This window comes from Mesorhizobium sp. CNPSo 4670 (assembly GCF_057784235.1).
In genome coordinates this window covers 201,444-212,642 of sequence record NZ_JBWJFQ010000018.1, presented here as the reverse complement: position 1 = coordinate 212,642, position 11,199 = coordinate 201,444, and the positions used below count along the sequence as shown (strand labels likewise).

Genomic DNA, 11,199 nt, shown 5'->3' with positions numbered 1-11,199 from the left:
CCGTCATCGCCGACGACGAGCACGAAGCACCGGTTGCCCTCGAGCCCGCGACACTTGAGGCTCCCTCCAAAGAGCCGCAGCCGCAAGTCATGGTGGCGGTTGCGCCTGCGGCGCCGGTCAAGCCCAGGCGCAGCCTGACACGGCCGATCCTTTTCGCCCTGCTTCCGGTCGCGCTGGCTGTCGGCGGCTATTACTACGTTGTCGGCGGCCAGGTCATGACATCAGACAATGCCTACATCCAGGCGCAGTCGCTCGGCGTTTCCACCGACGTCTCCGGCACCGTCTCCGAGATCGACGTGCACGAAAACGAGGCAGTGAAGAAGGGCGACGTGCTTTTTCGCTTGAGGCCGGCCTCCTTCGAAACGGCCCTTGCCGCGGCCCAGGCCCAACTCGGGACGGTGCGCAACCAGGTGCTGACCCTGCAGGCAAGTTACCAGCAGTCGCTGGCGCAGATCGAGCAGGCGCAGGCCGACATTCCCTATTACGAGGCCGCTTTCAAGCGCCAGCAGGATCTTCTCAAGACGTCCACCTCTTCGAAGGCCACCTTTGACAGCGCCCAGCACGACCTCGATGCCGCCCGCCAGAAAGTGTCCGTCGCCAAGGCGCAGGCTCAGGCGATGCTTGCCCAGCTGGGTGGCGACGCCAGCCAGCCGGTCGAGAAGAACCCCTTCTACCTGCAGGCCCAGTCGGCGGTGGACGACGCCCAGCGCAACCTCGGCGACGCCATCGTCAAGGCGCCGTTCGACGGTGTCGTCACCAATGTGGATATGCTTCAGGTCGGCAAGTACCTGCCCGCCTCGCAGCCGGCCTTCAGCCTGGTGTCGTCGACCGATTTGTGGATCGCGGCCGAGCCGAAGGAAACCGAACTGACCTATGTGCGGCCGGGGCAGGCGGCGACGATCAGCGTCGACAGCTACCCGGGCAGCGTCTGGCACGGCACGGTCGCCTCCATCAGCCCGGCCTCGTCGTCGAGCTTCTCGCTGCTTCCGGCGCAGAACACCACCGGCAACTGGGTCAAGGTCGTGCAGCGCATCCCGATGCGCGTGACGGTCGACGATCCTCAGGGCAAGCCGCCCCTGCGCGGCGGGATGAGCGTCGAGGTCGGCATCGATACCGGCCATGCGCGCGGCCTGCCGGACTTCGTCACGGATCTCGTCAACCGGTTCGAGCAGAAGTCATGACCAGCGCGTCCGCGACAGGTGGCACATCGGTGATCGCCAATCGCGGTGCCATCACCGCTTGCGTGATCCTGGCCACCATCATGCAGGCGCTGGATACGACCATCGCCAACGTGGCGCTTCCCTATATCCAGGGCAGCGTTTCGGCGAGCGCCGACCAGATCAACTGGGTGCTGACCTCCTACATCGTCGCGGCGGCCGTCATGACGCCGCCCTCGGGCTACCTTGCCAATCGTTTCGGCCGCAAGCGCGTCCTTTTGACCGCCATCACCGGCTTCGTCGTCGCTTCGGTTCTTTGCGGCTTCGCGCAATCGCTGCCGCAGATCGTCGGCTTCCGGCTGCTGCAGGGCCTGTTCGGTGCCGCCCTGGTGCCGCTTTCGCAGAGCATCCTGCTCGACATCTACAGCGTCGAAGAGCGTGGCTCGGCCATGGCGCTGTTCGGCGTTTCCATCATGGTCGGGCCGGTGCTCGGGCCGGTCATCGGCGGCTGGCTGACCGAAAATGTCAGCTGGCGCTGGGTCTTCTACATCAACGTTCCGATCGGCATGCTGGCTTTCGTCGGCGTGTCGATGTTCGTCCAGGAAACCAAGACCGACCTCAAGGCAAGGCTGGACTGGCTGGGATTTGGCATGCTCAGCCTCACCATCGCTTCGCTGCAGATGTTTCTCGATCGCGGCGAGCAGCTCAACTGGTTCTCGTCATCCGAGATCATCGTCGAGGCGCTGATCTGCGCGTCGGCCTTCTACATCTTCCTCGTCCACACCTTCACCGCCCGCAACTCGTTCGTGAACCCACGGCTCTTCCTCGACCGGAATTTCACCGTCGGCATGGTCTTCATCTTCATCGTCGGCATCACCTACCTCGCCTCGCTGGCCTTGATGACGCCCTATCTGCAGACGCTGATGGGCTATCCGGTGGTGACGGCCGGCATCGTCATGGGGCCGCGTGGACTTGGTACGATGGCCTGCATGTTTCTGGTCGGCAGGCTGGTCGGCAAGGTGGATACGCGCTGGCTGCTCTTGACCGGTCTGCTCATCACCGCCTGGGCAATGTATGACATGACCGGCTGGACGCCTGATGTCTCGCAATGGACGATCATCAGCACAGGCTTCATCCAGGGCGCGGGGCTCGGCTTCCTGTTCGTTCCGCTGACCACCATCACCTTCGCCACGCTGGCGCCGGAGCGGCGCGCGGAAGGCACCGGACTGTACAATCTGTCGCGAAACATCGGTTCCAGTGTCGGCATATCGGTGGTCACCGCGCTGTTGACGCAGAACGTGCAGATCAACCACGCCAACATCGCCACCTATGTGACGCCCTACAACCAGGCATTCAGCAATCCGGCGATCTTGCAGGCGATGAACCCTTACAGTGCCGCCGGCCGTGCCGTGCTCGACGGTGTGGTCACGCTGCAGGCGACGATCATCAGCTACATGGACGACTTCAAGCTGATGATGATCCTGTCGCTTGCCGCCGTTCCGCTGCTCCTGCTCCTGCGCAAGCCGGCGACGCCGGCCAAGGTCGACCACAGCGCCGTCGTGGAGTGACGACGCGAGGGGCTACCCTGTGGATATGCCGATGCAAAAAGAAACCGGGGCCCTGTGGGGGACTACGGGACCCCGGCCGATGCCGATATAGCTTCCCAAGAAACATGGCACCTCATCATGAGGTGGGGCGGCAGGCCCGAGAAAGCACGACGGACTTGCCTTGATCCCCTGCGCCGGAAGCCGTTACTTCGGCAGCAGCACCTTGTTGACGACATGGATGACGCCGTTCGACTGGTTGACGTCGGCGATCGTCACCTTGGCCTCGCCGCCGGACTCATCCATGATGTAGAGCTTGCCCTTCTTGACCTCGGCGGTCAGCGTATCGCCTGAAACGGTCTTCATCTCATACTTGCCGCCCATTGCCTTGGCCTTGGCCATCATGTCCTTGCCGGAGATCTTGCCGGCCACGACATGCGCGGTCAGCACCTTGGTGAGCTGGTCCTTGTTCTCGGGCTTGAGCAGCGTGTCGACGGTGCCCTTGGGCAGCGCGGCAAACGCTTCGTTGGTCGGCGCAAAGACGGTGAACGGACCGGCGCCCTGCAGCGTGTCGACGAGGCCGGCGGCCTTGACGGCAGCGACCAGCGTCGTGTGGTCCTTCGAGTTGACGGCGTTCTCGACGATGGTCTTGGTGGTGTACATGGGCGCGCCACCAACATTGGGGTTCTTGGCATAGGCTGGAGCGACGATCGTCGCGCCGGCGACGAGTGCGGAAAGGGCAATGGTCCTGAATGACGGCAAGCGCATGTGGTCTTCCTCCGGGTGAGGGCTGATCGGGATTGATAGCCTTTGGAAATGCACACGCAGTCACGCCCCGCGACCGCTTTCAGTTTCGCCGATCACGGGAACGTGACCCGACCTGTGGCCAATAAAAAAGCCCCGGACCAGCCGGGGCTTTGATGGAAGGAGACGTCTGCTATTCCGCTGGCGACGGTTTCTTTCGGAACAATGCCACGAGATTGTCCCACAGTTCGATCTTGGCGCCCTGACGCTTCATAATCACGCCCTGCTGCAGGATCGACAGCGTGTTGTTCCAGGCCCAGTAGATGACGAGACCGGCCGGGAAACCCGCCATCATGAAGGTGAAGATGACCGGCATCCAGGTGAAGATCGCGGCTTGCGTCGGGTCCGGCGGCGTCGGGTTCATGCGCATCTGCAGGAACATGGTGACGCCCATGATCAGCGGCCAGACGCCGATCATCAGCATGTGCGGCAAAGTGACAGGCACGAGGCCGAACAGATTGAAGATCGAGGTCGGATCGGGTGCCGCCAGATCCTGGATCCAGCCGAAGAACGGCGCGTGCCGCATCTCGATGGTGATGTAGAGCACCTTGTAGAGCGAGAAGAAGACCGGGATCTGCAGCGCCACCGGCCAGCAGCCGGCCAGCGGGTTGATCTTCTCGGTCTTGTACAGCTCCATCATCGCCTGCTGCTGCTTCATCTTGTCGTCCGCGTATTTCTCGCGGATCTCGAGCATCTTGGGCTGTACCTTCTTCATGTTCGCCATCGACGCGTAGGACTTGTTGGCGAGCGGGAAGAAGATGGCCTTGACGATGACGGTGGTGGCGAGGATCGCCAGGCCGAAATTGCCGAAGAATTTGTAGAGCGTGTCGATCAGCCAGAACATCGGCTTGGTGATGAAATAGAAATACCCCCAGTCGATCACCAAATTGAACTGGCGAATGTGACGGTCAGTCTCATAGGCGTTGATCTTGGCGACTTCCTTGGCGCCGGCGAAGATCTCTGTCTCGACTGTCGCGGACTGGCCGGCATCGACATTGATTGCATCGGTGAGGAAGTCGGACTGGTAGCGGTGACGACCATCGTCGAAAAAGGCATAGCGCGGCTGGAACGGTTGCTTCTCGGTCGGCACCAGCGTGACGGCCCAGTATTTGTCGGTGATGCCGAGCCAGCCATCGGTCGACTTGCCCGGAGTGACCTGCTTTTCGGATTCGATCTTGGCGTATTTGTATTCGGCCAAGCCCTCGGTGCCAGTAACGCCGATCAAACCTTCATGCAGCACGTAGGTACTGGCGACGGCCGGCTTGTCATAGCGCGTGACGCGGCCATAGTTGAACAGCGAAACGGCGCTGCTGCCGGAATTCTGCACCGTGTCCGAAACCGTGAACATATAGTCGTTATCGACGGAGAATGTGCGCTTGAAGGTCAGGCCCTTGTCATTGGTGTAGGTGAGCGTGACCGGCGTCGACGGGCTCAGCGTTGGATTGCCGTCCACACTCCACACCGTGTCCGAACCCGGCACCGCACCGGTCTTGTCGTTGCCGACGAAACCGATCTCGGCAAAATATCCCGTCGCCAGCGCTTGCGGGTTGAGCAGCTCGATCTCGGGTGAATTCTTGTCGACGGTTTCGGTGTAATGCTTGAGCTTGAGGTCGTCGAGCCGCGCGCCGGTCAGGTTGATCGAGCCCTCGAGGCTCGGCGTATCGATCTTGACGCGCTTGCTTGCCGCCAGCGCCTGGTTGCGGTCGACCGCCGCAATCGCGTTGCCGCCGGGTGCGTTCGGAATGGCGCCAGGTGCGGCGGGCGTTGCGGTACCGGCGCCTGGATTGGCGGCGTCGGCGGCCTTCTTCTGCTCTTCGACGCGCTGCTGTTCGATGCGGGCCGCCTCGCGCTGGGCTTCGCTGCGCGGCAAGACATAAAAATATTGCCATACCGCCAGGATCAGCACCGACAGCGCGATGGTGATGAAGAAGTTCCGGTTGTTTTCCATCGAAAGCCCTTGGCCTATCGTGTTCCGCGCAATCGGCGGGAGAGTTCGGCCTTCAACTGGCCGAACGGAATGGTCAGCACATCTTCGCGCCCGACGATGACATAGTCATTGCCAGACGCCATGTCACTTGCGGCATGCGTACGGACCGCTTCTCGCAGCCGTCGCCGAACGCGATTGCGGACAACCGCATTGCCGACCTTCTTGGTGACGGTATAGCCGACGCGCGGCGACAGGCCGTCGCCGCGGTCGAGAACTTCAACGAGAAAAAGCCGCCCGCGTCGCTTTTCACCACGACGGACGGCCAGGAATTCGGCGCGCTTCAGAAGCCGCTTGGGATTTGGTCCCACTGGCTTGCCGGATGCGGGCAACGATCTCGTCTTCCGTTCAGGCGCTGAGCCGCTTGCGACCGCGGTTGCGGCGAGCTGCGACGACGCCGCGACCACCCTTGGTGGCCATGCGGGCACGAAAGCCGTGCCGACGTTTGCGGACGAGTTTAGACGGTTGGTAGGTACGCTTCATTTGTTTTAATACCGCGGGGTGCGGCCCTTCTTGATTCTGTCACTGTGTAACAGGAGCTTTGCCGGGCCGGTTTTGGCGCGATCGAAACCGCGCCGGGACGAATGGCCCGAGCGTGAGCGGGCTTATAGAAAGAAGGGTTTTGGAAGTCAATCCGGAGTCGCCAGGCCGAAGCCGGTCGTCGTCCAGGCCGGTTTTTGTTTCCGGCCAAGGATGAAATTGGTAAAAAAGCCGTAATCGCCTAATCTGCGTTGATCAAGTGATCGTGAAGACATAGCCGCATGAGCGAAACCATACAGGCGGAGGAACGGATCGACACGGCGGCGCCAACCGCCGGGCGCACCGTGCCGCTGTCGCGCGGCCTGTCGACCAAGCTGCTGCTGCTCACCATCGTTTTCGTGCTTCTGGCCGAAGTGCTGATCTTCCTGCCGTGGATCGCCAGCTACCGGCTGAACTGGCTGAAGGAGCGGCTGAGCACGGCTGCGGCGGTGTCGATCGTGCTGGTGCAAGGTGAATCCACCTCGCTGTCGCGTGCGGCCCAAAACGACGTGCTGATGGCGATCGGCGCCAAGGCGATCGCGGTGCGCGACGGCGGCGTGTCGCGGCTGCTGGTGGTGGCCGAGATGCCGCCGCAGGTCGACGAACACATCGATATCGCCTCGATCGGCATGATCAAGGGCATGACCGGCGCGCTCGACACGCTGTTTTTCGGCGGCCACCGGATGCTGCGCGTCTTCGGCCCGGTCGGCGACAGCGATAAGGAGTTCGAGCTGATCATGCCGGACAACAGTCTGCGCAATGCCATGCTGCGATATTCGCGCAACGTCGCCTTCGTCTCGCTGCTGATCTCGCTGTTCACCGCAATGCTGGTCTATGCCGCGATCGACCTGATCATGATCGGGCCGATCCGGACGATGACGCGCTCGATGCTGTCGTTCTCCGAAGCGCCCGACGACCCCGGACGCATCATCCATCCCGCCGCCCGCGCCGACGAGATCGGCGTCGCCGAGCGCGAGCTGTCGCAAATGCAGGAGCGGCTGCAGAAGATGCTCTCCGAGCAGAAGCACCTTGCCGACCTCGGCCTGGCCGTGTCGAAGATCAACCATGACATGCGCAACATCCTGGCCTCGGCGCAGCTGATGTCGGACCGCCTGCGCCAGGTCAAGGACCCGACGGTGCAGGCCTTCGCGCCGAAACTGCTGCGCGCGCTCGACCGTGCCGTCTCCTACTCCGAAGGCGTGCTTCACTACGGCCGCACCCAGGAGCCACCGCCGTCGCGCCGCAGGCTCAGGCTGCGCCAGCTGGTCGAGGACGTGCACGGCCTGCTCGACATCGAGCAGGGCATCGAGTTCGTCAATGCGATCGAGCCGGCCTTCGAGGTGGATGCCGATTCCGAGCAGCTGTTCCGCGTGCTCACCAATCTGTGCCGCAATTCCGTGCAGGCCATGGCCGCAGACAATGAAAGCGCGCTGGTCCGGCGCCTGGCGGTGTCGGCCGTGCGCCTGGGCAGCGTCAGCCGCATCGTCGTCACCGACACCGGCCCCGGCCTGCCACCCAAGGCACGGGAAAACCTGTTCGCGGCCTTTCGCGGCTCGGCCCGCAGCGGCGGCACCGGCCTTGGCCTGGCGATCGCGCACGAACTGATCCGGGCGCACGGCGGCACGGTGGAGCTGGTGGAAAGCATTGGCGGGCGGACCACATTCGCGGTCACCATCCCCGACCAGCCGGTCCGGCTCGACCAGGCCCGCAACGGCCTGCGCCGCCCGGCGTGATGGTTCGGGCGCTGTTTGGCCCGATGCTCATTCCCTGCAAGCCCGGTGCCCATTTTCTCCGGGGTCGGTGTTCTTCCTTCCAGGGATCGCGTTTGGGCCCGACTTCGGGCCTTTTGAACATGGCGGAATCCTGACCGCCGTCGCCGGATGACATACTTGCGACAAAACTTTTGCCGGATCGGCTTGCTTTTCGGAAATTCAGTCGCTAGGGAACACGTCTCGTCGCGGCCGGTCGTTCACGATCGGCTAGCGGGGTCATGGAAAGCATGGCCTGTTGCGCGCCCGTAGCTCAGCTGGATAGAGCACCAGACTACGAATCTGGGGGTCAGGAGTTCGAATCTCTTCGGGCGCGCCATTATACCACCACTCCAGAGCACACTGCGCACTCGGGGTCCGCGATCGACCCTCAGCAGACTCTGACAGGTGAAGGCGCTCATGACTGCTTTGCGCCGCATATCGCCGTTCGAAGTGGTGGTCACCGCGCCCAAAAGCAGCCGTTCATTCAATGCGCCAAAGAATGCTGCCGCCGCGCCTGCGGGTGAGTTCGATCGAGCTCGCGAGCTAGAGCAGTTCACTGTTCACGGAAACGGCGAACTACTCGAACTCTTTGTTTCGAGGCAATTCCGGAAGGAAAACCGTTTCACACTTTTCCTGGAATTGCTCTAGGGAAAAACGCAGGTCGCGTCGTGACGCAAGTGGTGCGGCCGAGACGGAACACGCTTGCTCGCGCGGCTGTCACGGTCTCTCGAAGCGATACTGTACCGAGCCGCTCCGCACGACCCGGACGGATGCCGAGCCACCATCGCTTCGGCGACCGCATTCCTCAACGCCGTCGCCGGCATGGTTCCCATCCGCCGCATCGCGAGAGGTCATGCGTGTTCGGGACGGACTCTCACTTCCATCCGTCTGAAGCGTCATCAGGAGAGTTTAGCTCGTGCATTCGCGTAACAAGCTTGTGATTTTCGTATCAAGATCGCGGGCGACAGCAAGAGCCTCCAAATTACCATAGGAGAGCAGATAACTCTCCATTTTGTCATAGGAGACATGCACGCCATCGGGACGTTGATCAAGAAGGACTGTGACTGGGGCGTAAGATCCAGCATCGGGAACGTGCTTGACCATTTCTTTCATGATGAGTGGATTGCCCAGCAAAAACCGCATGCTCTTAGGAGTGTCGCGTCCAGTTTCGCGGCGCAGAATCGCGCCCAAGTCGAATTCCGCGAAGAGCATGAGACCGGTGCGGCCTTGGCCGTTTTGCACAACGCGCTCCAAATCCGAGAAGGAATTTGCAGCCCTCGTCGCCTTGAAAAATTCGACCATGTCAGGTTGCCCGACCGCAGACTTGAGCGCGGCCGCAACGGCGTCGAATGGTTTGGAACACGTCAGGCTGAAACGCTCAACCTCGACCTTTGCGATTGTCATTTCTTTCTCCGCAACAGCTCTCAAGAATAAAGGTGCGACCGATCGCGCCGGGATTATGCAACCGCCGATTACGCTTCCAGGAAGGTCCGGACGTGGCTGACGAACAATTCGGGGTACTGAAACAGCGCGCCATGGCCGGAATCGGGATAGAGGACCAGCTGGGCGTTGCTCAGAGCCTTGAACATTGCGTAGGCGTTGTCCGCCGGCAGCATGGTGTCGTGGCTGCCGCTGACCACAAGGACGGGCTGGCGGATGGCGCGCAGAATGGCGTGCTCGGGATCCGGTGTGGCGCACCAAGTAATAAGCGCCTTGGCCTGCGCATCCGTCACCGCGCCGCCGTTATCGGTGTCCCGATCTTCCCTACGCACCTTCGCCCGCTTCAGGAACGCCAGGCCGGCCGATTGGCTGGTGGACGACTTCGTGAAGAATAGCGGCAGGCGGACGTCCGGCGCCTCGGTTTGGGAAAACGCGTCCTGGAGAACCGCCAACAGGTGTTCCTCTCCGCCTTTCGGCGCGGTGCCGACCAGGATCAGCTTGCGGACCGGCCGTCCGTGCTCGGCAGCGATCTGCTGGGCGACGAAGCCGCCGAGGGAAAAGCCCAGAAGGTCTACTTCGGAGAGGCCGAGCAGTTTGATAAAAGCGACAGCGTCTCGGGCCATCGCCGCGATATTGTCGGGCGTTTGGCCTGTCGAGCGGCCGACCCCGGCGTTATCGAAAACGATCACCGGTCGATCGGCGGCCAGGACATTCACGACGGCGGGGTCCCACGCGTCGATGTTGCCCGAGAAATGCTGCAGGAGAACCAGCGCCGTTCCGGTCGATGGGCCGAGGTGGCGATAGGCGAAGCGGATTCCGCTGCCTTCGATGTAACGGGTGGGCGCCGTTTCCAGCGTGGCGGCGTCCTGGCTCGCAGAGTCGAACTCAGTCATGTCATCCTCCGGATGCTTGGCATAAGATAATCGAGTGGGGGTAGCTGGTGCGGTTTTGGCTAGGTTTGAGCCGCTCGCCGTCCAAGGCATTCCGTAGTCCGCCGAGCACGCGTGCTCCCGGCACGAAAGTGCCGGGAGCGGTATCGTCACTTCACGAGTGCGGCCTTTTCAATCACCGCGGCGACTTCCTTCGCGTGAACGACGAGGGAGGCATGGCTGCCGGCGACCTCCGTCGTCTGGGCCTTCATCCTGTTGGCGAAAATCTTCTGGACCTCGGGTGCGATGACCTTGTCCTTCGTGCTGATCACATAGAACGTCGGCTTGTCGCGCCAAGCTGCCTTATCGACGGGAGCCTCGAACGCCGTGTGGTTCAACGGGAGCTGATGGTTTGCCAAGGATTCGGCGATCTCCGGAGGAAGGTCAGCCGCGACTGCCGAAGGAAACACTTTGGGATCGATGTAGAGGTTGCCCTTTTCGTCGGGATGGATCGCCGCGGCGCCTTCGGTTGCCGGACCGCTCTTGGATAAGCTCGCCAGAGATTCCCCCACGTCGGGCGCGAATGCGGAGACGTAGACGAGCGCCGAGACGTTTGGATCGTCACCTGCTTGGGTGATGACCACACCGCCCCAAGAGTGGCCAACGAGAACGGTCTTGCCGTTCTGTTTCGCGAGCGCCTGTTTGGTGGCATCGACGTCCGCTGCGAGGGATGTGAGCGGGTTTTCGACGAGCGTTACGTTGTAGCCCTTCTTCGTCAGGATATCGGCAACCGGCTTCCAGCTCGTCTGGTCGACGAAAGCGCCATGGACGAGCACGATATTGTGAGCCGCGCCCTTGGGCAGTTGAGCTGATTGGGCGGGGACAGCAAGTGTTGCTCCGGCCATGAGGACCGTGGCGACTGAGAGTAGAAGATTTCGCATTGATTGCTCCTGTTGAGATGACGGACGACGCGGGTCCGGGGCAGGCGTGTCGGCAAAAGTCGCGGTTCTCCCATCTGCCGTTTGCGTAATGGTTTGCCGCGCGACCTGTTGGCTCGACTTGAGATCAGGTACTACGTGGAGCATTCGGACGTTAGGCATCAATCGTCCGAATATTGTGTCTGACCGTCCG

11 protein-coding genes and 1 tRNA gene are annotated in these 11,199 nt (G+C 62.1%); 5 read left to right on the top strand and 7 right to left on the bottom strand.

Annotation, left to right across the window (positions count from 1 at the left end):
• On the top strand, positions 1–1,181 hold a 1,181-nt coding region (locus tag AC0ZT5_RS26365), incomplete at its 5' end, for an HlyD family secretion protein (RefSeq protein ID WP_488498812.1).
• Positions 1,178–2,725, top strand: coding sequence for a DHA2 family efflux MFS transporter permease subunit (locus tag AC0ZT5_RS26360; RefSeq protein ID WP_488498811.1), 1,548 nt, complete (start codon positions 1,178–1,180; stop codon positions 2,723–2,725). The genes AC0ZT5_RS26365 and AC0ZT5_RS26360, both read left to right, overlap by 4 nt.
• A gap of 183 nt (positions 2,726–2,908) precedes the next feature.
• On the opposite strand, the gene AC0ZT5_RS26355 is transcribed toward AC0ZT5_RS26360, so the two are convergent.
• The 4 genes from AC0ZT5_RS26355 to rpmH all read right to left on the bottom strand — a co-directional run bounded on the left by AC0ZT5_RS26355 (position 2,909) and on the right by rpmH (position 5,972).
• Positions 2,909–3,469, bottom strand: a complete 561-nt coding sequence (locus tag AC0ZT5_RS26355; RefSeq protein ID WP_457151957.1) for a fasciclin domain-containing protein — start codon at positions 3,467–3,469, stop codon at positions 2,909–2,911.
• Between the two features lie 169 nt (positions 3,470–3,638).
• Positions 3,639–5,453 (bottom strand): membrane protein insertase YidC, encoded by a 1,815-nt coding sequence (gene yidC / locus AC0ZT5_RS26350; RefSeq protein WP_488498810.1) that lies wholly within the window; start codon positions 5,451–5,453, stop codon positions 3,639–3,641.
• A 14-nt stretch (positions 5,454–5,467) separates the two neighbouring features.
• Entirely contained in the window at positions 5,468–5,821 is a 354-nt protein-coding gene (gene rnpA, locus AC0ZT5_RS26345; protein WP_488498809.1) for a ribonuclease P protein component, read from the bottom strand.
• A gap of 16 nt (positions 5,822–5,837) precedes the next feature.
• Complete coding sequence (gene rpmH, locus AC0ZT5_RS26340) at positions 5,838–5,972, bottom strand: 50S ribosomal protein L34 (protein ID WP_008833937.1); 135 nt, start codon at positions 5,970–5,972, stop codon at positions 5,838–5,840.
• Positions 5,973–6,250: 278 nt separating this feature from the next.
• On the opposite strand from rpmH, the gene AC0ZT5_RS26335 reads away from it, so the two are divergent.
• From AC0ZT5_RS26335 to AC0ZT5_RS26325, 3 genes are all read left to right on the top strand, one after another.
• Positions 6,251–7,741 carry a sensor histidine kinase gene (locus tag AC0ZT5_RS26335; RefSeq protein WP_095083532.1) on the top strand — a complete coding sequence of 497 codons (1,491 nt, stop codon included), beginning with the start codon at positions 6,251–6,253 and terminating at the stop codon, positions 7,739–7,741.
• 278 nt (positions 7,742–8,019) lie between these two features.
• Positions 8,020–8,096, top strand: a tRNA-Arg gene (locus AC0ZT5_RS26330).
• An 80-nt stretch (positions 8,097–8,176) separates the two neighbouring features.
• Complete coding sequence (locus AC0ZT5_RS26325; protein WP_488498808.1) at positions 8,177–8,407, top strand: hypothetical protein; 231 nt, start codon at positions 8,177–8,179, stop codon at positions 8,405–8,407.
• Between the two features lie 261 nt (positions 8,408–8,668).
• Here AC0ZT5_RS26325 and AC0ZT5_RS26320 read toward each other — a convergent pair whose 3' ends face one another.
• The 3 genes from AC0ZT5_RS26320 to AC0ZT5_RS26310 form a co-directional block, all read right to left on the bottom strand.
• Positions 8,669–9,163, bottom strand: a complete 495-nt coding sequence (locus AC0ZT5_RS26320; protein WP_488498807.1) for a DUF302 domain-containing protein — start codon at positions 9,161–9,163, stop codon at positions 8,669–8,671.
• Between the two features lie 68 nt (positions 9,164–9,231).
• Positions 9,232–10,092 carry an alpha/beta fold hydrolase gene (locus tag AC0ZT5_RS26315; RefSeq protein ID WP_488498806.1) on the bottom strand — a complete coding sequence of 287 codons (861 nt, stop codon included), beginning with the start codon at positions 10,090–10,092 and terminating at the stop codon, positions 9,232–9,234.
• Positions 10,093–10,238: 146 nt separating this feature from the next.
• Positions 10,239–11,009 (bottom strand): alpha/beta hydrolase, encoded by a 771-nt coding sequence (locus AC0ZT5_RS26310; protein WP_477281015.1) that lies wholly within the window; start codon positions 11,007–11,009, stop codon positions 10,239–10,241.
• Positions 11,010–11,199: the final 190 nt, after the last annotated feature.

What these genes read in the sequence shown, in the direction of transcription:
- AC0ZT5_RS26360 (WP_488498811.1), top strand. Translation starts at nt 1,178, where the DNA reads ATGACCAGCGCGTCCGCGACAGGTGGCACATCGGTGATCGCCAATCGC.
- AC0ZT5_RS26355 (WP_457151957.1), bottom strand. Translation starts at nt 3,469, where the DNA reads ATGCGCTTGCCGTCATTCAGGACCATTGCCCTTTCCGCACTCGTCGCC.
- yidC (WP_488498810.1), bottom strand. Translation starts at nt 5,453, where the DNA reads ATGGAAAACAACCGGAACTTCTTCATCACCATCGCGCTGTCGGTGCTG.
- rpmH (WP_008833937.1), bottom strand. Translation starts at nt 5,972, where the DNA reads ATGAAGCGTACCTACCAACCGTCTAAACTCGTCCGCAAACGTCGGCAC.
- AC0ZT5_RS26335 (WP_095083532.1), top strand. Translation starts at nt 6,251, where the DNA reads ATGAGCGAAACCATACAGGCGGAGGAACGGATCGACACGGCGGCGCCA.
- AC0ZT5_RS26325 (WP_488498808.1), top strand. Translation starts at nt 8,177, where the DNA reads ATGACTGCTTTGCGCCGCATATCGCCGTTCGAAGTGGTGGTCACCGCG.
- AC0ZT5_RS26320 (WP_488498807.1), bottom strand. Translation starts at nt 9,163, where the DNA reads ATGACAATCGCAAAGGTCGAGGTTGAGCGTTTCAGCCTGACGTGTTCC.
- AC0ZT5_RS26315 (WP_488498806.1), bottom strand. Translation starts at nt 10,092, where the DNA reads ATGACTGAGTTCGACTCTGCGAGCCAGGACGCCGCCACGCTGGAAACG.
- AC0ZT5_RS26310 (WP_477281015.1), bottom strand. Translation starts at nt 11,009, where the DNA reads ATGCGAAATCTTCTACTCTCAGTCGCCACGGTCCTCATGGCCGGAGCA.